This window comes from Amycolatopsis sp. lyj-346 (assembly GCF_046548975.1).
Taxonomy (GTDB): Bacteria; Actinomycetota; Actinomycetes; order Mycobacteriales; family Pseudonocardiaceae; genus Amycolatopsis.
In genome coordinates, this window is the sequence record NZ_JAJPWT010000010.1 from 60,188 (window position 1) to 84,555 (window position 24,368).

The 24,368-nt window shown below is 71.4% G+C and carries 16 protein-coding genes; 10 read left to right on the forward strand and 6 right to left on the reverse strand.

The features are described 5' to 3' along the window. Positions 1 to 106 precede the first annotated feature (106 nt). The 3 genes from ACLJQE_RS27090 to ACLJQE_RS27100 form a co-directional block, all read right to left on the reverse strand. Positions 107 to 1,765 carry a (2,3-dihydroxybenzoyl)adenylate synthase gene (locus ACLJQE_RS27090; RefSeq protein WP_410642190.1) on the reverse strand — a complete coding sequence of 553 codons (1,659 nt, stop codon included), beginning with the start codon at positions 1,763 to 1,765 and terminating at the stop codon, positions 107 to 109. Further along, entirely contained in the window at positions 1,762 to 6,951 is a 5,190-nt protein-coding gene (locus ACLJQE_RS27095) for a type I polyketide synthase (RefSeq protein ID WP_410642191.1), read from the reverse strand. The genes ACLJQE_RS27090 and ACLJQE_RS27095 overlap by 4 nt, the downstream gene beginning before the upstream one ends. Positions 6,952 to 7,048: 97 nt before the next feature. Then, positions 7,049 to 8,089, reverse strand: coding sequence for a methyltransferase (locus ACLJQE_RS27100; protein ID WP_410642192.1), 1,041 nt, complete (start codon positions 8,087 to 8,089; stop codon positions 7,049 to 7,051). 185 nt (positions 8,090 to 8,274) lie between these two features. On the opposite strand from ACLJQE_RS27100, the gene ACLJQE_RS27105 reads away from it, so the two are divergent. The 10 genes from ACLJQE_RS27105 (at position 8,275) to ACLJQE_RS27150 (ending at position 20,285) form a co-directional block, all read left to right on the forward strand. Continuing rightward, positions 8,275 to 9,708 carry an RNA polymerase subunit sigma-70 gene (locus tag ACLJQE_RS27105; protein WP_410642193.1) on the forward strand — a complete coding sequence of 478 codons (1,434 nt, stop codon included), beginning with the start codon at positions 8,275 to 8,277 and terminating at the stop codon, positions 9,706 to 9,708. Between the two features lie 104 nt (positions 9,709 to 9,812). Then, positions 9,813 to 10,601: an SDR family NAD(P)-dependent oxidoreductase gene (locus tag ACLJQE_RS27110; RefSeq protein ID WP_410642194.1), complete on the forward strand. Its 789-nt coding sequence runs from the start codon at positions 9,813 to 9,815 to the stop codon at positions 10,599 to 10,601. A gap of 234 nt (positions 10,602 to 10,835) precedes the next feature. Further along, complete coding sequence (locus ACLJQE_RS27115) at positions 10,836 to 11,624, forward strand: SDR family NAD(P)-dependent oxidoreductase (RefSeq protein ID WP_410642195.1); 789 nt, start codon at positions 10,836 to 10,838, stop codon at positions 11,622 to 11,624. A 214-nt stretch (positions 11,625 to 11,838) separates the two neighbouring features. After that, positions 11,839 to 13,179, forward strand: coding sequence for an FAD-dependent oxidoreductase (locus ACLJQE_RS27120; RefSeq protein ID WP_410642196.1), 1,341 nt, complete (start codon positions 11,839 to 11,841; stop codon positions 13,177 to 13,179). 179 nt (positions 13,180 to 13,358) lie between these two features. After that, positions 13,359 to 15,083, forward strand: a complete 1,725-nt coding sequence (locus tag ACLJQE_RS27125) for an amino acid adenylation domain-containing protein (RefSeq protein ID WP_410642197.1) — start codon at positions 13,359 to 13,361, stop codon at positions 15,081 to 15,083. Between the two features lie 11 nt (positions 15,084 to 15,094). After that, positions 15,095 to 15,301 carry an MbtH family protein gene (locus tag ACLJQE_RS27130; protein WP_410642198.1) on the forward strand — a complete coding sequence of 69 codons (207 nt, stop codon included), beginning with the start codon at positions 15,095 to 15,097 and terminating at the stop codon, positions 15,299 to 15,301. Positions 15,302 to 15,353: 52 nt separating this feature from the next. Next, a complete protein-coding gene (hppD, locus tag ACLJQE_RS27135; protein WP_410642199.1) occupies positions 15,354 to 16,406 on the forward strand; it encodes a 4-hydroxyphenylpyruvate dioxygenase in 1,053 nt (350 codons plus the stop codon). 37 nt (positions 16,407 to 16,443) lie between these two features. Continuing rightward, positions 16,444 to 17,808: a condensation domain-containing protein gene (locus ACLJQE_RS27140; protein WP_410642201.1), complete on the forward strand. Its 1,365-nt coding sequence runs from the start codon at positions 16,444 to 16,446 to the stop codon at positions 17,806 to 17,808. 102 nt (positions 17,809 to 17,910) lie between these two features. After that, positions 17,911 to 19,140, forward strand: coding sequence for an NAD(P)/FAD-dependent oxidoreductase (locus tag ACLJQE_RS27145; RefSeq protein WP_410642202.1), 1,230 nt, complete (start codon positions 17,911 to 17,913; stop codon positions 19,138 to 19,140). Between the two features lie 29 nt (positions 19,141 to 19,169). Beyond that, positions 19,170 to 20,285 (forward strand): hypothetical protein, encoded by a 1,116-nt coding sequence (locus tag ACLJQE_RS27150; protein WP_410642203.1) that lies wholly within the window; start codon positions 19,170 to 19,172, stop codon positions 20,283 to 20,285. 183 nt (positions 20,286 to 20,468) lie between these two features. Here ACLJQE_RS27150 and ACLJQE_RS27155 read toward each other — a convergent pair whose 3' ends face one another. The 3 genes from ACLJQE_RS27155 to ACLJQE_RS27165 form a co-directional block, all read right to left on the reverse strand. Beyond that, on the reverse strand, positions 20,469 to 21,698 hold the full coding sequence (locus ACLJQE_RS27155) for a cytochrome P450 family protein (protein ID WP_410642204.1): 1,230 nt from the start codon (positions 21,696 to 21,698) through the stop codon (positions 20,469 to 20,471). A 186-nt stretch (positions 21,699 to 21,884) separates the two neighbouring features. Then, entirely contained in the window at positions 21,885 to 23,423 is a 1,539-nt protein-coding gene (locus ACLJQE_RS27160) for a 4-hydroxyphenylacetate 3-hydroxylase family protein (RefSeq protein ID WP_410642205.1), read from the reverse strand. Between the two features lie 20 nt (positions 23,424 to 23,443). Then, positions 23,444 to 24,112 carry an O-methyltransferase gene (locus tag ACLJQE_RS27165; RefSeq protein WP_410642207.1) on the reverse strand — a complete coding sequence of 223 codons (669 nt, stop codon included), beginning with the start codon at positions 24,110 to 24,112 and terminating at the stop codon, positions 23,444 to 23,446. Positions 24,113 to 24,368: the final 256 nt, after the last annotated feature.

Genomic DNA, 24,368 nt, shown 5'->3' on the forward strand with positions numbered 1-24,368 from the left:
AGCCGACCGTTCCGGTACGCGTGATGGAGGAGGCACCACGCGTGATTGAGGGGACGACACGGCGGGGCCCCGCGACCGGTGGGTGGTCGCGGGGCCCGGAGGAAACTCAAGCCGCGCGGGGGAGGGTGTCCAGGTCCGCCAGGAGGGCCTTCAGGGCCTTCTTGTCCGCCTTGCCGACCGCCGTGTGGGGCAGGGCGGCCACGACCTCGAGGCGCTCCGGGATCTTGAACGCCGCCAGGCCGCGTTCCGTCAGCAGACGCGAAATCTCCGCCAGGGACAGCGAACACCCGCCGTGGAAGCGGACGAACACGCAGACCCGCTCGCCGTACACCGGGTCCGGGGCCGGCACCGCGGCGACCTCCGCCACCTCCGGCAGCTCCTGGATCAGCGTTTCGACCTCGCCGGCGGAGATCTTCTCGCCGCCGCGGTTGATCAGGTCCTTGACGCGGCCGCAGACCACCGCGTGGCCCTCCGGGGTGAGGCGGACCAGGTCGCCCGTGCGGAACCAGCCGTCTTCGGTGAACGACAGCCGGTTCTGGTCCGGGACGCCGAAGTAGCCGCGCGGGGTGCCCGGGCCGCGCGTCAGCAGCTCGCCGGTCCCGCCCGGCGGCACCGGCGCACCGTCCTCGTCGACGATCAGCAGCTCGTCGAACGCGCTGACCGGCGGGCCCTGCGTGCCGAACGCCACCTCGTCGGACGCGTCCGGCGGGGTGTAGCAGATCAGGCCCTCGGCCATCCCGTAGACCTGCTGCAGCCGGCAGTCGAGGGTCCGCGCCATCCGCTCGGCGATGTCGGGGGCCAGCATCGAGCCGCCGACGTGCAGGTACCGCAGGCTCGACAGGTCCGGCTTCAGCGTGGCCGCCGCGTCCATCCACTTCAGGACGACGGCCGGTACCGCCGAGGTCGCCGTGACGCGCTCCGCCTCGATCGCCGCGAACACCGGTTCCGGCCGTGGTGACGCCGAGAGCACCACCCGGCCGCCCGCGTGCAGCGCGCCGAGCAGGCCGGGGCTGGCGAGCGGGAAGTTGTGCCCGGCCGGCAGCACCGCGAGGTACACGGTCTCGGCGTCGAACGCGCACGCCCGCGCGCAACCGGCGATGTTGAACAGGTAGTCGTCGTGCGTGCGGCTGATCACCTTCGGCACGCCCGTGGTGCCGCCGGAGAGCAGGAACACCGCGATGTCCGACGGCGACGGCCCGTGCTCGTCCAGCCACCGCCGCCGTTCTTCGACGTCGCCGTCCGCGGAAAGCAGAGCCCGGACGTCGACGGCGCCGCCGGCCACGTCGTCGCCGACCACCAGCACCTCGGCCGGCCCGGGCAGCGCCGCGGCCACCCGGAACGCCAGCTCCTGGTGGTCGTAGCCGCGCCAGGTGCCGGGCACGACGAGGGCGCGCGCCCCCACGTGTTTGCCGATGGCGGTCAGCTCGTGGTCGCGGTGCGGGGGCAGCATCATCGTGGGGACGACGCCCAGCCGCAGCAGGGCCGCCGTGACGACCACGAACTCCCACGTGTTGGGCAACTGCACCAGCACCGTGTCGCCGCGCGCCAGCCCGCGCCCGGCCAGCCCCGCGGCCAGCGCGTCCGCGCGGACGGCGAGGTCGCGGTAGGTCAGCCGGGTCGCCCCGTCGACGACGGCGACCCGGTCACCCCGGGTCTCCGCCCACTCCCACAGGTACGACCCCATCGTCCGGCCCGGCCAGACCCCGGCCGCCCGGTAGGCGTGGGCCAGGTCCTCCGGCCAGGGCACGAAACCCTCGAAACTCATTCAGGCTCCCCAGTCTCCTCGGCCATCCGCTCGGTCAGCAGCGCGGCCACCGCCTCGATGGTCGGGCGGTCCCAGAACAAGGTCGCGGGCAGCGCGAACCGGAAGCGCCGCTCCAGCCCCCGCCGGATCCGCACGGTCATCACCGAGTCGAGGCCCATCTCGATCAGCGGCCGCCGCGAGTCCACTTCGGACGGCGACAGGCCGGTCTCCGCCGCGACCTGCTTGCGGATCTCCCCGGTGACCGCGGCCGTCAGCTCGCCGCCGGTCAGCCCGGCCCACGGGACGTCGACCAGGTCGGCGGCCGTCGCCCCGGCCGCGGTCTCCTCGGGCAGCTCCGAGAGCAGCGCGAGCTTCCGCATCCCCGGCTCGGCGGGCAGGGTCCGCAGCATCACGGCGTACCCGAGGTCGTGGCGGGCCGCGAGGTCCCACGCCCCGAACGCCTCGGTGGCGCTGATGTCGGCGGTGCCGCGGGCGGCGAGCTCGGCGTCGATCACCGCGGTGGAGGTCGACATGCCCAGTCCGCGCCACGACGTCCACGCGTAGCTGGCGGCCCCGGTGTCCCCGTCCGCACGCCGGTGCGCGGCCAGTGCGTCGAGGAACGCGTTGCCCGCGGCGTAGCTGGTCTGCCCGGGCAGGCCGAGCAGCTGCCCGCACGAGGAGAACAGCACGAAGAAGTCCAGCGAGCCCGGCGGGAACAGCCGGTGCAGGTTCAGCGCGCCCTCGACCTTCGGCCGCATGACGCGGCGCAGCGACGCCTCGTCGAGCCGGCCGAGCGTGCGGTCGTCGAGCACGCCGGCGGCGTGCACCACCCCGCGGAACGGCGGCAGGCCGAGCGCCTCCGGCGAGAGCTTCGCGGCGACGTCGCCGGCGTCGGCGATGTCGACGGCGACCGGGAACACGGTGACGCCCAGGCGTTCCAGCGCGACCACCGAGTCGACGGCGGCGATCTCGGCCTCGTCGGTCAGCTCGCCCCAGCGGGCCCGCGGCGGCAGCCCGCGGCGGCCGGCGAGCACGATCCGCCGGGCCCCGCGGTCGGCCAGCCAGTGCGCGACCTCCAGGCCCAGCGCGCCGAGCCCGCCGGTGATCAGGTACGTCGCGTGCGGACGGCTCTCCAGCCGCGGCCGGGTGGGTTCGCCCTCGATCCGGTGCAGGCGCGCGACCGAGCCCGCGCCGTCGCGGACGACGACGACGTCTTCGCCGCGGATCGTGCGCAGCACGTCGACCAGACCGCGAATGTCCTCTTCGGACTGTCCGATGTCGACGGTGCCGCCCCAGAGGTCCGGGTGCTCCCCGCCGATCACCCGGCCGACGCCCCACAGGGAGCCGTGGCCGAGCGAGGCGGCGTCCGCGCTCTCGTGGACGCCTTCGGTGAGGCACCAGACGTGGGCGGGCTTCGCCTCGCCGGTCGCGGCGACGCGCTGCGCCGTGCGGGCGAGCAGCCAGGACCCCTCGGCGGCGGCGTCGCCGGACGCGCCCGCGGGGGGCACCACGAGCAGGGTGTGCTCCCGGCCGAGCACACTGGCCGGGAGGATCTCGGGAGTGGCGGCGACGAGGTGCGCGACGCCGAGCGCGTCGAGCCCCGCGGTGACCCGCCGCAGCACCGGCGAGTCCGGCCCGACCAGCACCAGGTTCAGCGCCGGGCCGGCGGCCGTGCCCTCGGCCGGGCGCCAGGCCAGGCGGTGCACGACCTGACGCGGGCTCGTCACGGCGCCGGCCTCGCTGTCCAGCACGCCGTAGCGGAGCCGGGACAGCCGGCCGACGACGGTGCCGTCGAGGTCGGCGATCTCGACGTCCACGGTGTCGTCGGCGACCACGCGCACGGTCACCCGCGCCCGCGACGGCGACTGGCCGGCGAGGGTGACGCGGTGGATGTGGGCGGGCATCCGCAGGATCGGCGGGCCGCCGAAGGCGACCGACGCCGCCGACAGCGCGCCGTCGAGCAGCGGCGCCCACGTCTCGGGCAGCTCGTCGGAGCCGGGGTCGGTGTTCACCGTGACCACGAGGGTGCCCTCGCCGCGCCGGATCTCCTCGACCGTCCAGGGGAAGCCCATCGCGGCGACGCCGAGGGTGGCGAGCCGGTCGATGACGTACCCGGTCGGCAGGTCTTCGGTGGTGTGCGGTTCCGAGCGCTGGCCGCGGATCTTGCCGGTGAACGGCGAGACGGACGCGGTGGTGTGGGTGACCCAGCCCTTGTCGTCACCCTCGTCGCCGTCTTCGATGATCCGCGACGACAGCCGGAACGCGCCGTCCTGCAGCACGATCTGCAGGTGCCGGGGCCGCGTGACGCTCACCGGCACGCGCAGCGCGACGTCGGAGAGCTCGTGCCACGCGCCCTTGGCCGTGGCCGCGGCCGTGAGGAAGCTGTTGAGCAGCACCGCGGCGGGGATGATCTCGACCTTCCGCACCGGGTGGTCGCCCGGGTACGGCCGCGAGTCGCGGTCCAGGTAGGTCAGCCAGGCCTGCGCCGGGTTCGCGCCGTGCACGTTGATCCGGCCGCCGAGCAGCGTGTGGCTGTCGAGGTCGTGCTGCTCGGTGAGGAACGACCGGCCGACCGAGTCGTCGACCCAGTGTTCCTTGCGCTGCCACGCGGTGGTCGGCAGATCCGCCAGGGAGCCGTCCGGCCAGTGCGCCGCCCAGTCGACGCCGGCGCCGGCGCAGTACAGCACCCCGAGGTTCTCCAGCAGGGTTTCGCGCTCGGGCCGGTTGCGCCGCAGGGAGTGCGTCACGACGGCGTCGGTGACGCCCAGCTCGTCGAGGGTCTCGTTGATCGAGTGCTCGACCACCGGGTGCGGCGAGACCTCGACGAACAGCCGGTAGCCGTCGGCCGCCGCGGCCGCGACGGCCGTGGCGAACCGCACGGTCCCGCGCAGGTTCGTCGCCCAGTAGGCGCCGTCGCGCGGCGCCTCCGAACGCGGGTCGGCCAGTGCGGTGCTGTACACCGGGATCTCGGCCGGGGTCGGCGGCAGGTCGGCGGCGGCCGCGGCGAGCGAGTCCAGCAGCGGGTCCATGTGCGGGCTGTGGAACGCGACGTCGGAGTCGACGCGGCGGACGACGAGCCCTTCGGCGCCGAACTCCTCGCTGAGCTCCTGGACGGCGTCGATGTCCCCGGAGAACACGGTCGAGCCGGTGGCGGCGGCGACCGCGACGGCGACGTCGGTGCGGCCGGCGAGCCGCTGCCGGGCCTCGTCCGGCGGCAGGTTCACCATCGCCATCGCGCCCCGGCCGGCGACCTGCCGCAGCAGCACGGACCGGCGGCAGACCAGCCGCGCGCCGTGCTCGAGGGTGAGCATGCCGGACGTGACCGCCGCGGCGATCTCGCCGACCGAGTGCCCGATCACGGCGTCGGGGTGGACGCCGCGGTCGCGCCACAGCGCGGCCAGGGCGACCTGGACGGCGAAGATCATCGGCTGGATGACGTCCACCGGCTGCGCGTCGTCCGAGCCGATGGTCGCGCGCGGGGAAATCCCCAGCTCGGCGCGGAAGACCGGCTCGATCTCGTCGATCACGGCGGCGAACGCCGGTTCGGTGGCCAGCAGTTCGCGGGCCATGCCGGTCCACTGCGAGCCGTGCCCGGAGAAGACCCAGACGAGGTCCTGGCGGGCCGTCTCCGGCAGCGCGCGCCCGGACGTCCCGCCGGTGCCCGCCGCGAAGTCGGTCAGCTTCGCGCGGAGCGTCCCGGTGCTCTCGGCGGTCACGGTCGCGCGGTACGGGAGGTGCTGGCGCCGCTGGGAGAGCGTGTACCCGATGTCGGCCAGCGTCGTGTCGGGGTGGCGGGACAGCCAGTTCGCCAGCCGCCCGGCGTACTTCGCGACGGCGGCTTCGGTCGCCCCGGACAGCGGGAGTGCCTTCGGCGTCCCGGCCGCCACGGCGGGCCGGGCCTCGGTGTCGGCGTCATCGGCCGCCTCGAGGATGACGTGGGCGATGGTGCCGCCGTAGCCGTACCCGGACACCCCGGCGCGGCGCGGCGTGGCGCCGGACGGCCACGGCGTGTGCTCGGTGACCACGCGCAGGCCCGAGGTGTCCCAGGGGATCTTCGGGTTCGGCGTGGTGAAGTTCAGGCTGGCCGGGATTTCGCCGTGCCGCAGGGCCAGCACGGTCTTGATCACCCCGGCGACGCCGGCGCCGGCTTCGAGGTGGCCGACGTTCGGCTTGACCGAGCCGATCAGGCAGGGCTCGCCGGGTGGGCGGCCGGCGCCGAACACCGCGGTCATGGCGCCCGCTTCGAGCGGGTCGCCGACGCTGGTGCCGGTGCCGTGCGCCTCGACGTAGCCGACGGTCGCCGGGTCGATGCCCGCGGCGTCGCAGGCCCGGCGCATCAGGTGCGCCTGCGCTTCGCCGTTGGGCGCCATGATGCCGTTGGTCTTGCCGTCCTGCTGCACCGCGCTGCCACGGACGACCGCGAGCACGCGGTCGCCGTCGCGGCGGGCGTCCTTGAGCAGCTTGAGCACGACTACGCCGCCGCCCTCGCCACGGCCGTAGCCGTCGGCCGAGGCGTCGAACGACTTGCTGCGCCCGTCGCGGGAGGTGGCCCCGGCCGCGTCGAGCACGACCGAGAGGCCGGGGCCGGCCATCACCAGGATGCCGCCGGCGAGGGCCACCGGGCATTCGCCGGAGCGCAGCGCCTGGGCGGCCAGGTGGATCGACACCAGGGACGAGGAGCAGGCCGTGTCCACGACCATGCTGGGGCCGCGCAGGTCCAGCACGTACGACACGCGGTTGGCGACCGCGCAGAACGAGCTGCCGATGCCGGTCCAGGCCTCGATCCGGGGCAGGTCCTCCAGCAGCCGCCGCCCGTAGTCGTCGGCGCCGACGCCCATGAACACCCCGGCGTCCGTGCCGCCGAGCGAGCGCGGCGGGATCCCGGCGTGCTCCAGCGCCTCCCAGGCCAGCTCCAGCGTGATCCGCTGCTGCGGGTCCATCAGGGCCGCCTCGCGGGGCGTGACGTCGAAGAAGTCGGCGTCGAACTCCTTGACGTTGTCGAGGAACGCGCCGCGCTTGGTCACGTCCCGGACCACCGCGGCGTGCTCGCGGCTCTGGCCGGCGTGCCACTCCCAGCGGTCCGCGGGCAGCTCGCCGACGGTGTCGCCACCGTCGCGCAGGAGGGCCCAGAACGACTCTGGTGACTCGATTCCCGCGGCGAAACGGCAAGCCATCCCGATGATGGCGACGGGTTCGGGGAAGTTCATCGGCCTTCTTTCATTCGTCCCGCGAGCGGCGGGCGCCGGGCAAGGACACCGAAGATCCGGGCGAGCCGGTTCCGGCTCGCCCGGATCGGGCTCCGGGCTACTTGTGGCCCACCACCAGGGCGTGGCTGAAGCCGAGGTCGGCGAACCGCTCGACCCGCGAGAAGCCGGCGTCGCGCACGGACTGTTCCATGTCCGCCGCCGACCAGGTCATGCCCTCGCCGGAGGCCAGCGCTAGGAAGTACGGCGAGACGAGCCCGCCCGACAGCGCGCCGGTGCCCTCGTCGTTGGAGACGAAGTTGTAGACCAGCACGGTGCCGCCCTCGGGCAGGGCGTCGTAGCACTTGCGCAGCATCTCCGTGTTGCGCTCCAGCGACCAGATCTCGTAGATGTGGAAGTACAGGATCGCGTCGGCGCCCTCCGGCAGCCGGTCGGCGAGCATGTCGCCCGGGTGGAAGTGGACGCGCTTGCGGACGGACGGGTCCTCGATCTTGTCCGCGGCGAGCCGGGTGACGCTCTCCTGGTCGAACACGGTCATCTCGAGCTCGGGGTAGCGCTCGGCCAGCTTGACCGAGTTGGTGCCGTCGCCGCCGCCGATGTCGATCGCGTGCTTGATCCCGCTGAAGTCGTAGTACTCCAGGAACTGCTCGAACGCGCGGTTCGAAGCGTCGCCCATGTTGTCGTAGAAGACCTTCTGCAGGTCCGGCGTGGCGGTGAGCTTCGAGTACAGCGTGTCGCCGGGGCCGTCGAGGTGCCGCAGGCCGACGTTGGTGCTCTGCCGCATCGACTCGGCGAAGTCGACCAGGGTCTTGTTGATGATCTTGTCCTGGATGTCGATCAGCGGGCCGAGGAACCGCTCGCCGTCCTTCAGCAGCTTCCGGCGCACGATCGGGGCGTTGACGAACTTGCCGTCCTTCTTCTCGATCAGCAGCAGCGACGCCAGCCCGAGCAGCAGCACGCGCGCCGGGTATTCCTCGACGCCGAGCGCCTCCGCGGTCTCGGTGAGGTCCAGGCCGCCGCTGTCTTCGAGCTTCTGGAACAGGTCGAATTCGAGACCCGTGCGCAGCAGTTCGAAGGCGGTGTGGCCGTGGATGAGGATCCGGAGGTAGTCCGCCTCCGAGATCGGGACGCTCGTCGCCATGGGCTTGTTCTCCTTCGCAGGGGATGGGTCGGCCTGGCCCGGCTCGCCCGCATACGAGGATGATCGGGAGGAAAACCTGGTGGCGCCTCCATTTCTGCGGTGCGGGCGGACCACGGCACCCAGGGCGCACGACGAGAGACGTGGTCCGGTGGCGGCAGGCAACCCGGCTGCGTAGATTCGGGGCCGTGACTGACGGCCGGTGCCCCAGCTGCGGCAAGCCCCTGCCCGCGCGCGAGGGCGGCCGCGGCCGCACGTCCAAGTACTGCTCGCCGGCCTGCCGGCAGAAGGCCTACCGCGAGCGGCGGCAGCCGAGCGCCGACACGGCGGTGCCGGCGCTGATCGCGGACATCGAGCAGCGCGTGCGCCGGCTCGCGCCGCAGCTGCCCGACGAGTTCTACACCGACGTCACCGACCTCGCCTCGACCGTCGGCCGGCTGCGGCGGATCGCGCAGCTGGCCAGGGACGCCTCCGCGGAAGAGACCGCCGGAAACGTCACGCCCGCCCGCGTGACGGTGAACCCGCCGGAAAACGTCACGTCCCCGGCCGTGACGGAAACCGGCTCCGACGGCGTCACGGACGACGGCGTGACGAAATCCGGTGGCGAGGACGACGTCGTCACGGCCGCCGTGCGCTCGGGGGACGAATGGGACTTCGCCGGGCTCGTCGAGCCGTACCGCCACGAGCTGCAGGTGCACTGCTACCGGATGGTCGGCTCGTACGACGACGCCGAGGACATGGTGCAGGAGACCTTCCTGCGGGCCTGGAACCGGCGGGACGCCTTCGAGGGCCGCTCGACCTTCCGGGCCTGGCTGTACCGCATCGCGACCAACGCGTGCCTCGACTTCCTGCGCCGCAACGAGCGGCGCCCGCAGCGCTACGAGCCGGTGCCGGGGATGGACAACGGCACCGCGGAGGCGCCGGCCCGGGTGACCTGGCTGCAGCCCTACCCGGACGCGCTGCTGGAAGACGTCGCCTCCACCGAGGTCCAGCCCGATGGCGCCGTGGTGTCCCGGGAAACGATGGAGCTGGTCTTCCTGGCCGCGATCCAGCACCTGCCGCCCCGGCAGCGGGCCGTGCTGATCCTGCGTGACGTGCTGGGCTGGCCGGCCGCCGACACCGCCGAGCAGCTGGACATGAGCGTCGCCTCGGTCAACAGCGCCCTGCAGCGGGCCCGGCCCGCCCTGCGCCGCCACCTGCCGCAGCGGCGGTCCGACTGGACCGCTTCGGCGCGCCCGACCAGCGAAGAGCGGGAGATCCTGCAGCGCTACATGGACGCGGCCGACCAGGCCGACGCCGCCGTGGTCGCCGAACTGCTCAGCGAAGACGTGGTGCTGACCATGCCGCCGAACCCGTTCTGGTTCGTCGGCCGGGACGCGATGATGGCGTTCATCAAGCCGTCGATCGACCCCGCGTCGCCGCACTTCCAGGGCACCTGGAAGCACCTGCCGACCTTCGCGAACCGCCAGCCCGCGGCGGCCGGCTACCTGCGCCGCCCCGGCACCACCGTCTACCGCGCCCAGGTACTCGACGTGCTGCGCGTCGAGGGTGGCCGGATCGTCGAGATCACCTCCTTCGAACCCCACCTCTTCCCGGCCTTCGGTCTCCCGCTCACGCTCTGACCCGATCTCCTCCGGGCGGGGCGATGAGTTTTCGCGAACGCGTGCGTCTCAATGTCCGACAACGCGGGCAACACAGCACGCGACAAGACGCGGAGGAGAGAGCGATGTCGCTCGAGAAGAAGAACGCGATCGTCTACGGCGCCGGCGGTTCGATCGGTGCGGCGGTGGCCAAGGCGTTCGCCGCCGACGGCGCGCACGTGTTCCTGGTCGGCCGGACCCTCGAGAAGCTGCAGGCGGTGGCCGACGAGATCGAGGCGGACGGCGGCTCGGCCTCGGTGGACGTGCTCGACGCGCTCGACGAGGCGGCCGTCGAGGAGCACGCCAAGACGGTGGTCGTCGAGGGCGGCAGCCTGGACGTCTCGATCAACCTGATCACCCGCGGCGACGTGCAGGGCATCCCGCTGATCGACATGAAGACCGCGGACTTCACCGGCCCGGTCGTCACCGGCGTGACCACCAACTTCATCACCATGCGCGCGGCGGCCCGGCACATGGTCGAGCAGGGCTCCGGCGTGATCCTCGCGCTCGACAGCGGATCCGCGCACGGCAGCCCGATGATGGGCGGGACCGGTTCCGCCGACGGCGCGATCGACACCCTCGTGCGCAACCTCGCCGCCGAAGTCGGCCCGGCGGGCGTCCGCGTCGCGGGTATCTGGACGGCCGGTTTGCCCGAAACGCTGTCCCCGGAGAAGCTCGCGGCCTTCAGCGGCGCGCCGCAAATGGACGACGCCGCGTTCCAGGGTCTGCTGCAGCACCTCGACGGCATGCGCATGACCAAGAAGTCGCCCACGCTCGCCCAGGTCGCGGCGACCGCGGCGTTCCTCGCCGCGCCGGAGGCCGGTGCCATCACGGGCACCTTCGTGAACGTCACGAGCGGCATCTTCCCCAGCTGAACCCTGGCGAAGAGCACGCATACGGAGTAGTCAATTCCTTCTTTCGCCTGAACTTCGATACGCCCGAGTGCAGGCGGTGAGCGCATTTCGGGAGATGCGGCCCGCGTCGCAATGGCACAACCATGTGCTCGACAGCCGACCCGATTCCGCCGTTCGGCGGCCGGGTCGACGCGATGGCTGGGGGCCAGGCCTTCCGTGTGCACCGTGCACGCGTGGAACAGGAAAGGAATTTCGATGTCCCTGGAGAACAAGAACGCCATCGTCTACGGAGCCGGTGGATCGATCGGCCGTGAAGTGGCGAAGGCGTTCGCCAAGGCAGGCGCCCGGGTCTACTGCGCCGGACGCACCCGCAAGAACCTCACCCCGGTGGTCAAGGAGATCACCAACGCCGGCGGCTGGGCGAAGGCCAACGTGGTCAACGCCCTCAACGAGGCCGCGGTGGAACGGCACGCCAAGGCGGTGGTGGCCGAGAGCGGCAGCCTGGACATCTCGATCAACCTGATCACCCGCGGCGACGTGCAGGGCACCCCGCTGGTCGACATGATCGCGGAAGACGTGACCGGGCCGGTGCTCACCGGGCTCACCACGAACTACCTCACCGCACGGGCGGCCGCCCGGCACATGGCCGAGCAGGGCTCGGGCGTGATCCTGGGCCTGAACAGCGGCTCGGCCAACGGCAGCCCGATGATGGGTGCCACGGGCCCGGCCGACGCGGCGGTCGACACGCTGTTCCGCAACCTCGCGGCCGAACTCGGGCCGGCCGGGGTCCGCGTGCTCGGCATCTGGACGGCGGGCCTCCCGGAGACGCTGTCCCCGGAGAAGCTGGCGGCGTTCAGCGGCGGCCCGCAGATGGACGACGAGGCCTTCCAGGGGCTCCTGCAGCACCTGGACGGGATGCGGATGACGAAGAAGTCCCCGACGCTGGCCGAAGTGGCGGCCACGGCGACGTTCCTCGCCTCCGACCGGGCGGGCGCGATCACGGGCACGTTCGTGAACGTCACGAGCGGCACCTTCCCGAGCTGACGGCGGTCCTGCGCCGAAGGGGATCCTCGCTTTCCGCGGGGATCCCCTTCGGCGTTCCAGGTCGGTGCCGTCCGCCGATTTCTTCGAGCGTTCTCCGGGCCGCCGGGCAGGCAAACCATGAGACGTCCGGTGCCGGTGCGGGATGTGAGGCTGGGCAAGGCCGCCGCGGGGGAGGTGGCCTGGTTCACGAACTCTCACACAAGGAGGCCGGCACATGGCCGGACAGGTCGGAAGGGTCGCCGTCGTCCTGGGTGGCAGCATGGCCGGCAGCCTGGCGGCCCGGGTGCTGTCGGAGTCCTACGAGGAGGTCCTGGTCCTCGACCGGGACGTCCTGCTCGGGGTGACCACCCCGCGCCGGGGCACCCCGCACACCCGGCACGCGCACGGGCTGCACGCGCGTGGTCAGCGCGTGCTCGAAGACTTCTTCCCCGGGTTCACCGAGGACGTGCGCGCCAGCGGCGCCCCGGTCGGCGACCTGGGCGAGATGCGCTGGTACTTCAACGGGCTGCGCCTGCCCTACACCCACACGGGGCTGGTCTCGGTGACGCCGACGCGGCCGGTGCTGGAGAACCACGTCCGCACCCGGGTCGCCGCGCTGCCGAACGTGACCTACCTGGAGCAGCACGACATCCTCGGCCTGGTGTCCGCTTCGGACAACTCGCGGGTGATCGGCGTGCGGGTGCGCGACACGGAAGGCACCGAAAAGGTGCTGCGCGCCGACCTCGTCCTCGACGCCACCGGTCGCGGGTCGCGGACGCCGGCCTGGCTCGAGCAGCTCGGCTACGCGCGGCCCACCGAGGACCGCGTCAAGATCGGCCTCGCCTACACCACGCGGTTCTACCGCCGCCCGCCCGGCTCGTTCACCGACACCTGGTCGATCAACCCGGTCGCCTCGCCGCAGCACCCGCGTGGTGCCTTCTTCGGCCTGGCCGACGAGGACACCTGCATCGTGTCGCTCACCGGCATCCTCGGCGACCACCCGCCGACCGACCCCGAGGGCTTCCTCGCCTTCGCGAAGTCGCTGCCGGTGCCGGACGTCTACGACGGCATCAAGGACGCCGAGCCGCTCGACGACGCGACGTCCTTCGGCTTCCCCGCCAGCGTCCGCCGCCGCTACGAGCACCTGACGGAGTTCCCGGCCGGCCTGCTCGTGCTCGGCGACGCGATCTGCAGCTTCAACCCGGTCTACGGCCAGGGCATGAGCGTCGCCGCCTGGGAGGCGTTCACCCTGCGCGAGCACCTGCGGGCCGGCGAAGTCGACCAGTACGCCTACTTCCGCGACATCGGCCAGGTCGTCGACGCGCCGTGGGCGGTGTCCGCGAGCGGTGACCTCGCCTTCCCCGGCGTGGAAGGCGAGCGCACCCCGGAGATCGAACAGGGCAACGCCTTCATGGGCCTGCTGCAGTACGCGGCGTCGAAGGACCAGGAGATCGTCAAGGCGTTCATGCGCGTGGCCGGGCTGATCGACCCGCCGACCGCGCTGATGGACCCGGAGCTGGTGCAGCGCGTGCTGGCGCTCCAGCCCGCCGACGGCGCGGCCGGCCAGGCCGCCTGAGGAGCATCGGCGGCAGGGCCGCGGCGAGGAGCCGCGGCCCCGCCGCCCTGCCCGAAATACCTGGATTCTCCTTGCCTGCCAAGGGATCCAAGCCCGCAAAGACGGAGACGTGGCCCGCCGCGCCCGTGGTTAGCGTCGGAACCGGCGCTGCAGGATTCGAGGAAATTGGAGTGGTGATCATGGCCCGGTCCGTTCATGAGGCGTTCTCCGCGCAGGCCGCCCGAACCCCCGATGCGGTGGCGGTGTCCGGCCCGGACCGCACGCTGACGTACCGGGAACTCGACGAGCGGGCCAACCGGCTCGCGCACCGCCTCGCCGCCCTCGGCGCCGGCCCGGACGTCCCGGTCGCCGTGCTGCTCGAGCGCAGCGCCGACGTGGTCGTCACATTCCTGGCCGCGCTCAAGGCCGGCTCCTTCTACCAGCCGATCCACTCGGCCTACCCGGCCGATCGCCGCCAGTGGATCATCGACCACTCGAAGGCCACGATCCTCGTCACGGACGAGGCGTCGAAGGGCCGCGGGATCCCGTCGGTCGCCGACGTCGTGCTGGCCTCCGAGGACCTCTCGGAGCAGCCCGTCACCGCGCCCGGGGTCACCCTGGACGAGAACGCCCCGGCGTACGTCATGTACACCTCGGGCTCCACGGGCGAGCCGAAGGGCGTGGCCGTGCGCCACACCGACGCGCTGGCACTGGCGCTGGACTCCACCTGGGACAGCGGCCACCACGAGCGGGTCCTGCTCATCGCGCCGCACGCGTTCAACGTGTCGACCTACGAGATCTGGGTGCCGCTGCTGCACGGCGGCACGGTGGTCGTCGCACCCGAGGGCAAGCTCGACATCCCGTCCCTCGGCGCGCTGCTGACCGAGCACGCGATCACCGGCGTGCACCTCACGGCCGGGCTGTTCCGGGTCGTGGCCGAGGAGGCGCCGGAGAGCCTCGCCGGCGTCCGCGAGGTCCTCACGGGCGGCGACGTGATCGCGCCCACCGCGGTCGCCCGCGTGCTCGAGGTCAACCCCGGCCTGGTCGTGCGGGCGATGTACGGCGCGACCGAAGGCACGGTGTTCAGCACCACCTCCGCGATCACCGCGCCCTACACGCCGGGCCCGGTGGTCCCCGTCGGCCGCGCGATGGACGGCGTCGAGCTGCACGTGCTCGACGAGCGGCTCGACCCGGTGCCCGACGGCACCGTCGGCGAGCTCTACTTCGGCGGGGTCGGCGTCGCCCTCGGGTACGCCGGGCGCCCGGACCTGACCGGCGAGCGCTTCGTCGCCAGCCCCTTCGGCGCCCCGGGCTCCCGCCTGTACCGCACCGGCGACCTGGTGCGCCGCACCACCGCCGGCGAGATCGAGTTCGTCAGCCGCGCCACCGACCAGGTGAAGATCCTGGGGTTCCGGGTCGAGCTGGCCGAGATCGAAGCCGCGATCTCCGGGCACCCCGGCCTGGCCGACGTCGCCGTCGTCGCCCGCGAGGTCAAGGCCGGTGACGTCCGGCTGGTCGCCTACCTGGTCGCCGAGGACGGCGAGCCGGACACCGGCGCCATCCGCGAGCGCGTCCGCGCCCGCCTGCCCGAGTACATGCTGCCCGCGGCGTTCGTGGTCGTCGAGCGGCTGCCGCTGACGGCCAACGGCAAGCTCGACCGGACCGCGCTGCCGCAGCCGGAGTTCGAGACCGCGGGCGCGTCCCGCGCGCCGAGCGGCCCCAAGGAGGAGGCGCTCTGCCGCGCGTTCTCGGAGGTGCTCGGCGTCGAGGAGGTCGGCGTCGACGACAGCTTCTTCGACCTGGGCGGGCACTCGCTGCTGGCGATGCGCCTGCTCAACCGGATCCGCGCCGAGCTGGGTGTGGAACTGAAGATCAACACGCTCTTCGACACTCCGACCGTGGCCGGCCTGGCCCAGGTGCTCTGAGGGAGACCGAGATGACCAACCCCTTCGACGACCCGGACAAGAACTACACCGTCCTGGTGAACGCCGCGGGCGAGCACTCGCTGTGGCCGTCCGGCATCCCCGTCCCGGCGGGCTGGGAGGTCGTGCACGGCCCGCGCGGCCGCGTGTCCTGCCTGGACTACATCGCCGAGAACTGGCGCGACCTGCGGCCGAACGCCGCCGCCCGCCGCGCCGCCTGACCCCCGGACGCCGCCCACCGCGCTCTCCCGTCACAGAGGAAAGAAGGTTTCCATGGCCACCTTGAATCCGTCGGCGCTCGACGGCCTCGAGCTGGACTACGTCCGTTTCTACGTCGGCAGCCTCGACACGGCGCGGGACTGGCTGGTAGGCGGGTATGGGCTCGGTGAGCGGCCCCTGGGTGACGCAGGGCCGGACTGGGCCGCGGTCCGCTCGGTCGAGATCGGCGCGAACGACGTCCGGTTCGTCTTCAGCGAGCCCCTGGTCGAGGACCACCCCGGCAGCGCCTACGTCGACCACCACGGCTTCGGCGTCTCGGACATCGCGTTGCGGGTGAGCGACGCGAAGGCGGCTTTCGAGGCGGCCGTCGCCCGTGGCGCCCGCCCGGTCGCCGCGCCGACCAGCGCCGGCGGCGTGGTCACGGCCAGCATCATGGGCTTCGGCGACACGCTGCACACCTTCGTCGAGTACCCCGGCGGCCGGCCCGCGCCGATCGTGGCGAACGCCGAAGAACCGGGTGCCCTGCTGGAGATCGACCACTTCGCGGTGTGCGTGGAGAACGGGCTCCTCGACCCCACGGTCGAGTTCTACCGGACCGTGCTGGGCTTCGAGCTGATCTTCAACGAGACCATCGCGGTCGGGTCGCAGGCGATGACCACGAAGGTCGTCCAGAGCAAGTCCGGCAGCGTCACGTTCACCCTGATCGAGCCGGACACCTCGAAGGAGCCCGGCCACATCGACGACTTCCTCAAGGACCACGGCGGCGCGGGCGTGCAGCACATCGCCTTCTCCGCCAACGGGATCATCGAGGCGGTCGACCAGCTGCGCGACCGGGGTGTCGAGTTCATGGGCACCCCCGACTCCTACTACACGGACCTGCTGCAGCGCGTGGCGCCGGAGCAGTACTCGGTGGCGAACCTGCGCGACCAGCAGGTCCTCGTCGACGAGGACCACGACGGACAGCTGTACCAGATCTTCGCCCGGTCCGTGCACCCCCGGAACACGATCTTCCTGGAGCTGATCGAGCGGCTCGGGGCCCGTGGGTTCGGCAGCGGCAACATCACCGCGCTGTACCAGGCCGCCGAGCGCCAGCGCGACCACTCCTGACCCCCGCCCGCTCGCGCCGTTACGAAGGGAACCCGCGATGAGCATCTCCGAGGCCGGCGCCACGGCCGGCCGCTACCCGCTGTCGGCCAACCTCGGTCTGCTGTGCATCTTCGACAAGGGGGAGACGGACGGCGCGTTCGGGCCGCGGCACCTGGTGATCCACGGCTGGCGGGTGCGCGGCGAACTGGACCTGGCCGCGCTGCGGGGCGCGCTCGACGACGTCGTCGAGCGGCACGAGATCCTGCGCACGGAAATCGTCCGCGACGGGGGCGAGCAGTACCAGCGCGTGCACCCGCCCTGCTCGCCGGAGCTGGTGGTGCACGACATCACCGACGACGGACGACCGCGCGACGAGCAGGTCGACGACTTCGTCAACACGATCGAGGCGGGCCGGCTCGGCGCCGACGTGCTGCCGCACCTGCGCGCCGAGCTCGGCCGCTTCGACGACCGCGACGGGGTGCTGGTGCTCATCGTGCACCACACGGCAGGTGACGGCTGGTCCCTGCACGTGCTGATCCACGAACTGGCCGTCTGCTACGCGCGGCGCCGCGGGTTCGAGGTGCCCGTCCTGCCGGAGGCCCGCCAGTACGGGGAGTTCTCCGTGTGGCAGATCGACGACCTGGCCACTGCCCAGTCCCAGGCGTCGCGCGAATACTGGGGCGGCAAGCTGCGCGGCGGGCGCATGCTCGACATCAAGGCCGACCGCACGCTCGCCCCGGACACCGCGGCCGTCTACGCGGTCGAGCGGTTCCTGCTCGACACGGAGCTGACGCGGGGCACGATCGAGCTCGCGCGGGTGATGCACTGCTCGCCGTTCATGGTCCTGCTGGCCGCCTTCAACGCGCTGCTGGCGCGGAAGTCGGGTGCCACCGACCTGGTCGTGCCGATCATCACCTCCGGCCGCACCGACCAGTCGTTCCTCGAAACCGTCGGGCCGTTCTTCAACCTGGTCCCGCTCCGGACCGACATCGAGGGCTGCCGCACCTTCTCCGAACTGGTGCTGCGGATCCGGGCGACCTGCCTGGAGGCCTACGCGCACGAGCTGCCGTTCAGCGAGGTCGTCGCGCAGGCGCCGGAGATCAACAAGACCTACGAGCGGGACGACAACGCCGTCTGCGCGATCCAGGTCCTCCAGTTCCCGGGCATGACCGACGCCGAGACCGTCGGCGACGTCGAGTACGCCGAAGTCCGCAAGCGCACCAAGGCCTGCCAGGACACCTCGGACATCCCCAACGGGGTGCTGTGGGCGCTCGACATCCTGGCCGACGGCGAGATCGCCGGCACCGCCCGCTACAACACCGAGCAGTTCGACCGGGAGACGACGATCCGGATGATCGAGGACTACCGCGGGATCCTCGCGTCCGGCCTGGCCGACCCCAACCGTCCACTGTGGGCACTTTGACGCACGGTGTCTCGCGGGGCCGAGCCCCGGAGCCCAGCCGGGGGCAAGCCCCCTGGACCCCCGAATGCACCAGTAGCGGCGATCTCGAGGAGGAAGGCGCACATGAGCGCAACTGAAGAGGATTACGACGTCGTCGTCATCGGCGGGGGACCGGGTGGCGCGGCGACGGCCGGGCTGCTGGCCGGCATGGGGCACAAGGTGCTGGTGCTCGAGCGTGAGAAGTTTCCGCGCTACCACATCGGCGAGTCCCTGATCACCGGCGCCCTGCCCACTTTGGACGATCTGGGCCTGCTCAAGCGCCTGGACGCCATGGGCTTCACCAAGAAGTACGGTGGCACGCTGCTGTGGGGCAAGAACCAGGGCACCTGGGGTTTCCGGTTCACCGAGTCGGCCCTCTACGACTACGCCTACCAGGTCCGCCGCGCCGACTTCGACGCGCTCGTGCTGGGCCGGGCCCGTGAGCTGGGCGCGAAGGTGCTCGAAGAGGTCACCGTCCGCGAGCCCCTCTTCGACGGCGAGCGCATGGTCGGCGTCTCCTACGCCGAGAAGGGCAGCAAGGAGACGAAGGAGGCGCACGCGAAGTTCGTGATCGACGCCTCGGGCCAGACCCACCTGCTGGCCAAGCACTTCGACTCCGTCGTCTGGCACGACGACCTGCGCAACATCGCCACCTGGACGTACTGGCAGGGCTGCAACCTCTACAGCGGCACCAAGGCCGGCGACATCATCTCGGAGAACCGCCCCACCGGCTGGTTCTGGTTCATCCCGCTCCACGACGGCACGGTCAGCGTCGGCTACGTGACGCCGCTGGAGGAGTACCAGAAGTCCGGCAAGTCGCTGGAGGAGCTGTACTTCGAGGAGCTCGGCAAGACCGAAGAGGTCAGCACCCTGGTCAAGGGCGCGACCCGGGCGAGCGGGTTCCGCAACATCAAGGACTGGTCCTACACGGCCAAGCGCTTCCACGGCCCGGGCTGGGCGCTGGTCGGCGACGCCGCCGCGTTCGTCGACCCGCTGCTGTCCACCGGCGTCACGCTGGCCCTGCGCGGGGCGCGGGCACTGGCCGACGCCGTCGACGGAGCGCTGCGGGACCCGTCGGTCGCGCAGGAGCTGCTCGACCTGTACGAGGACAGCTACCGGACCTTCCTCGACTCGGTGCTGGACTTCGTGCGGTTCTTCTACGACCGCACGAAGAACAAGGAGGACTACTGGGACAAGGCCCAGCAGCAGATCGACCCGAAGAAGCTGCGGCCGCGGGAGACCGACTTCGCGACCATGCTCTCGGGACTCACCGGGATCAACGACATCTTCGAGCAGCGCAGGCGGGCGGCGTAGCACCGCCGTCCCGGGCAAGGAGTGGGAACATGGCAAGAGAAGAAGGAGAGATCCTCGCGCCGCAGGGAAGAGGTCTCACCTACCGCGGGGTCGCCTACGACTGCGGGTCCAACCACGAGACGGGCCAAGGCCACAACTCGCGCATGGTGTGGGACGACACCGTCATGCGCACGGAGATCGACTCGATCGCCGACGGCCTGAAGGCGAACTCCGTCACGATCTACGGCACGCTGTTCGACCGCCTCGAGGCGACGACGGCCTACGCCGTCGAGCGCGGCCTGCACGTGTGGCTGCAGCCGCGCCTGATGGACGGCGAGCAGCCGGACGTGCTGGAGCACATCGGGAAGACCGCCGCGCTGGGCGAGAAGTTCCGCGCCCACGGCGCGGACATCCACGTCAGCGTCGGGTGCACGCACGCGATCCAGACCATGGGGATCATGCCCGGCGAGTTCTACCACAACCGGATGGGCAACGCCTTCCCCGACTCCGACCACCACTTCCTGCGTCCGGTCGGCCCGATCGACCACGACGACGTCGAGCGCAAGCTCAACGCGTTCCTGGGCCAGGCGGTGGTGGTCGCGCGGGCGAACTTCGGCGGCGGCATCACCTACTCGGCGGGCTCGTTCGAGCGGGTCGACTGGACGCCGTTCGACTACATCGGCATCACGGACTACTACCACGCGAAGCCGAGCCGGTCGGCGTACATCGCCGAACTCGACGCGTACCGCAAGTGGAACAAGCCGATCATGATCGCCGAGTACGGCACGTTCACCTACGCCGGCGCGGCGGAGAAGGGCCTGCTGGGCTTCGACATCGTGGACCGCACGGTGGAGCCGCCCCGCGTGTTCGACGGCTTCGTCCGCGACGAGCAGGCCCAGGCGGACTTCCACCTGGACCGGCTGCGCCTGTACGACGAGTTCGGCATCTACAGCGTCGCGGTGACGGAGTTCGTCCACCCGACGCACCCGCACTCGCCGGACCCGCAGTGGGACCTCGACGCGGCCAGCATGACGATCACGAAGTCCATCCGCGACGACTACTTCGACCACTTCTCGACGTACCGCATCGAGCCGAAGGAGTCGTACAAGGCGATCGCCCGCTACTACGCGGCGGTCACCGAGCGGGAACGCCGCGCCGCGGCCTGACCTGGGGGACTCCGGAGCCGCCTCGCGCCACTGGCGCGAGGCGGCTCTTTCCTGTGCCCACCCCACCCCGGCCGCCGCCACCCCGGCCGGGCCCGCCACCCGCGTGCGGCGGCCCACCCGCCGGTCCCCGGGCACGAAAGAGCCCCGGGGCCGGCGGACCGGACCCGGGGCTCGGGGGAGAACCTAAGCCGCCGCGGCGGCGGAGGTCTCCGTGAAGCGGATCGGGAGCTCGTTGAGGCGGTGGACGAAGTAGCTGGGCTTCCAGCCGAGGTCGGCGTCCGGGATCGCCAGCTGGATGTCCGAGAACCGGGCCAGCAGGCTCTTGAAGAAGATCTCGCCCTCCAGCCGGGCCAGCGGCGCGCCGAGGCAGAAGTGGATGCCGTGGCTGAAGGCCAGGTGCGGGGTCTGCCGCTCCAGGTCGAACTTGCCGGGGTCCGGGAAGTCCCGCGCGTCGTAGTTCGTCGCCGTCAGGGAGATGGCCACGTGCTCGCCCGGCTGCACGACGACGTCGCCGATGGTGACCTCGGCCTTGGCGAAGTGGTAGGTCACCGTGACCACCGGCGGGTCGACGCGCAGGATCTCTTCGATCGCCTTGGGCACCAGGTCCGGGTTCGCCCGCAGCGCGGCCAGCTGCTCCGGGTTGCGCAGCAGCGCGAGGATGCCGTTGGCGATCATGTTGACCGCCGTCTCGACCGAGCCGATCAGCATCAGGAAGATGTTGGACCGCAGCTCGATGTCCGACAGGGTCGCGTTGCCCTCCTGGCCGGACAGGATCGCCGAGATCATGTCCTCGCCGCCGGTCTCCTTGCGCTGCGAGATCAGCTTCGTCAGGTAGTCGTCGAACCAGCGGCCGGCCTGGAAGATGTCGTTCTGGTCGGTGACCTCGCCGAGCCCGGTGACGATCGAGCAGTACTCGCGGAACTCCGCGCGGTCCGACATCGGGACGCCGAACCACTCGCAGATGACCTCGTTGGGCAGCGGGATGGCGAGGTCCTCGACGACCTCCGCGGTGCCGGCCGCGGCGACGGCGTCCAGCAGGCGGTCGGTGATCTCCTGCACCCGCGGGCGCAGGTTCTCCATGTACCGCGGGGTGAACGCCTGCGACACGAGCTTCTTCATCCGCGTGTGGTCCGGCCGGTCGTTGAAGACCATGGAGTGGCGGAAGAAGTCGTCGTTGTAGAGCGCCAGGTACGGCTTGAGCGTCGGGTCGGCGACCTTGTCGCTGCGCGCGAGGCGGGGGTCGGACAGGGCCCGCCGCGCTTCGCGGTAGCCGGTGACGAGCCACGCCGGCATGCCGTCGGGCATCGACACCTTGTGGATCGGGCTGTCGGTGCCGAGCTTGGCGAGCAGCTGCGGCGGATTGGTCAGATCCGTCGCCTCGAGCGGCACGCGAGGGGCGTCTTCTACGGACATCACTCACTCCTCAAAGTTCTTCTCGGCCGAACCGCCGCGGTACCCCAGGACGGCCGCGGTCGCCGGCCCTCGTTCCCCGGCTTCATCTTCGTTGCGTCCCCGGCCACGGACACCTCGCGTCTTGCCCAGTTCCCGATCCGGCCAGAAGCCATTCGGCCGTGGCCGGATCAGGAACGAACGGCACAGTCACCGGTGCATGTCCGGCACGGTCCAGCCGTCGAGGTCGTACTCGTTGAGACAGGTGTCGACGAACCGCTTGTAGTCGTCGACCTGCCCGGAGGCGACCTGGCCGAACAGCAGTTCGATGCGGGTGTTCTCGTGGCTGCCGGCGTAGTTGCGCTCGTAGAGCTCGTGCCGCCCGCCGAACTCCGTGCCCACCGAGTCCCACAGCAGCTTCATCACCTTGACGCGGGTCACGGCGTCGATGCCGTTCGACCCGCGGACGTAGGTGTCGAGGTAGGAGCGGATTTCGGGGTTCTTGAAGTCCTCGGCGCTGGAGTTGATGTAGATCAGCGCGCTCGCGACGTCCTGCAGCACGATCTCGCGGATCCGCGCGTAGCCGACCTGCGTGAACCAGCGGTAGGCCTGGCCGTACGCCGGGTTCGGCAGCAGGGCGCCGTCCCGCCACGGCACCGGGTTGCGTGCCGCGGCGTCCGAGAGACCCCAGAACAGGTTGCGCCACGCCAGAACCTCGCCGAGGCGGGTCTGCACGCCGCGGAAGTCCTCGGTGCCGGTGATCTCGAGCGCCTTGGCCAGCAGCCCCGCGATGAACTCGAGCTTCACCGCCAGCCGCGTGCAGCCCTGGAAGGTGGAGCGCTCGATGAACCCGGACTGCCCGGTGAACGTCTGCACCTTGCCGAGATCCCCGTAGATGAAGACGTTCTCCCACGGGATGAGGACCTTGTCCAGCACCAGGATCGTGTCGTTCTCGTCCAGCCGCGAGGACAGCGGGTAGTCGAACGGCGAGCCGACCGAGTTCGCCATCGCCGTGTACGACGGGCGGCAGATCAGCTTCATCCCCTTGGCGTCCATGGGGATTGTGGCCACGAGCGCGAACTCGCGGCGCTTGATCGGCAGGCCGTAGTGGGCGATGAAGTTGTAGTGCGTCAGCGCCGACCCGGTCGCGACGACCTTGGCGCCGCTGACGATCAGGCCCGAGTCCGTCTCCTTTTCCACGTGCACGAAGACATCGCGGACCTCGTCCGGCGGCCGCTTGCGGTCGACCGGCGGGTGCACCAGCGCGTGGTTCCAGTACAGGACCTTCTCCTGCGACTCCTTGTACCAGCGCTTGGCGTTCTCCTCGAACGGCGCGTAGAACTCGGAGTTCGCGCCCAGGGTGCCGAGGAACGACGCCTTGTAGTCCGGGCTGCGGCCCATCCAGCCGTAGCTCATGCGCGCCCACGTCGCGATCGCCTTCTGGTCGGCGATCATGTCCTCGACGCTGTGCGGGGTGCGGAAGAACCGGTGGGTGTAGCCGCCGCTGCCGGTGTCGGTCGGCGCGGTGAGCACGTCCTTGTACTTCGGGTCGTGCAACGCGTCGTACAGGCGCGCGGTCATCCGGATCGGGTTGCGGAACGCCGGGTGCTCCGTGACGTCCTTGACGCGCTCGCCGTTGATGTAGACCTCGCGGTCGTCGCGCAGGCTCTCGATGTACTCGGCACCGGTCAGCGGCCGGGCCGGACGGCTCGCCTCGGCCGGGCCGGGGCCGTCCGGGTTTTCGCTCATGGCCACTTCCCCCTGTCCGTTCACTTCTTGCGGGCGAGCGTGACGCCGTCGGCGATGGGCAGCATCACGGTTTCGAACCGCTCGTCCACGGCGAGCTTGGCGTTGACCCCGGCGACGACTTCGGCGGCGTAGCGCGGAAGGTCCTCTTCGACGTCTTCGGGCGCCGCGACGCTGCCGTGCAGCAGCACGTTGTCGAGGATCAGCAGGCCGCCCGAGCGCAGCATCGGCGTCACCGCGTCGATGTAGTACGGGTAGGACGTCTTGTCGGCGTCGATGAACACGAGGTCCGCTTCGCCTTCGCCGACCAGGCCGGGCAGGGTCTTGCGACCGGGGCCGAGCTTGAACTCGATCCGGTCGGCGACGCCGGCCATCTCCCAGTGCTTGCGGGCGATGCCGACCCAGTCCTCGGTGACGTCGCAGGTGATCACGCGACCGCCCGGGGCGAGCCCGCGCGCGAAGGCCAAAGAGGACAGTCCGGTGAACGTCCCGACGTCGACGACCGTCTTCGGCGCGACCAGCTTCGCGATCAGGTGCAGGAAGCCGGCCTGTTCGATCGGCGTCAGCATCTCGGCGAGTTCGCCGACCTTCGCGGTGTCCTCGATCAGGCTGCTCACCACCGCGTCGGGTGGCGTGCACGAACTGACCACGTAGGCGATCGTCTTCTCGTCCAGGAAACTGAACGTACTCATGCGTCCTCCACGACGGCGCGCGATCCGGCCGGATTCCGGTGGGCAGACGCCAAGTATCGGCGCGGTGCCGCGGCACTGCGTCTCCTCGTTTGCACTGCGCACGGGCCCACCGCACGGCGGGAGATGCGCCGCCGCGGGCCGGGCGACGATCCTCGCTGTAGTCAGGATTTCCGCGCCGGAACGGCGTCGCGCGTGCCGTCGTCACGGTGTTCCGCGGCGCGTGCGGACCGCGGCCGGCCCGAGCCGCCCCGGATGC

What these genes read in the sequence shown, in the direction of transcription:
- ACLJQE_RS27090 (WP_410642190.1), bottom strand. Translation starts at nt 1,765, where the DNA reads ATGAGTTTCGAGGGTTTCGTGCCCTGGCCGGAGGACCTGGCCCACGCC.
- ACLJQE_RS27095 (WP_410642191.1), bottom strand. Translation starts at nt 6,951, where the DNA reads ATGAACTTCCCCGAACCCGTCGCCATCATCGGGATGGCTTGCCGTTTC.
- ACLJQE_RS27100 (WP_410642192.1), bottom strand. Translation starts at nt 8,089, where the DNA reads ATGGCGACGAGCGTCCCGATCTCGGAGGCGGACTACCTCCGGATCCTC.
- ACLJQE_RS27110 (WP_410642194.1), top strand. Translation starts at nt 9,813, where the DNA reads ATGTCGCTCGAGAAGAAGAACGCGATCGTCTACGGCGCCGGCGGTTCG.
- ACLJQE_RS27115 (WP_410642195.1), top strand. Translation starts at nt 10,836, where the DNA reads ATGTCCCTGGAGAACAAGAACGCCATCGTCTACGGAGCCGGTGGATCG.
- ACLJQE_RS27120 (WP_410642196.1), top strand. Translation starts at nt 11,839, where the DNA reads ATGGCCGGACAGGTCGGAAGGGTCGCCGTCGTCCTGGGTGGCAGCATG.
- ACLJQE_RS27125 (WP_410642197.1), top strand. Translation starts at nt 13,359, where the DNA reads ATGGCCCGGTCCGTTCATGAGGCGTTCTCCGCGCAGGCCGCCCGAACC.
- ACLJQE_RS27130 (WP_410642198.1), top strand. Translation starts at nt 15,095, where the DNA reads ATGACCAACCCCTTCGACGACCCGGACAAGAACTACACCGTCCTGGTG.
- hppD (WP_410642199.1), top strand. Translation starts at nt 15,354, where the DNA reads ATGGCCACCTTGAATCCGTCGGCGCTCGACGGCCTCGAGCTGGACTAC.
- ACLJQE_RS27140 (WP_410642201.1), top strand. Translation starts at nt 16,444, where the DNA reads ATGAGCATCTCCGAGGCCGGCGCCACGGCCGGCCGCTACCCGCTGTCG.
- ACLJQE_RS27145 (WP_410642202.1), top strand. Translation starts at nt 17,911, where the DNA reads ATGAGCGCAACTGAAGAGGATTACGACGTCGTCGTCATCGGCGGGGGA.
- ACLJQE_RS27150 (WP_410642203.1), top strand. Translation starts at nt 19,170, where the DNA reads ATGGCAAGAGAAGAAGGAGAGATCCTCGCGCCGCAGGGAAGAGGTCTC.
- ACLJQE_RS27155 (WP_410642204.1), bottom strand. Translation starts at nt 21,698, where the DNA reads ATGTCCGTAGAAGACGCCCCTCGCGTGCCGCTCGAGGCGACGGATCTG.
- ACLJQE_RS27160 (WP_410642205.1), bottom strand. Translation starts at nt 23,423, where the DNA reads ATGAGCGAAAACCCGGACGGCCCCGGCCCGGCCGAGGCGAGCCGTCCG.
- ACLJQE_RS27165 (WP_410642207.1), bottom strand. Translation starts at nt 24,112, where the DNA reads ATGAGTACGTTCAGTTTCCTGGACGAGAAGACGATCGCCTACGTGGTC.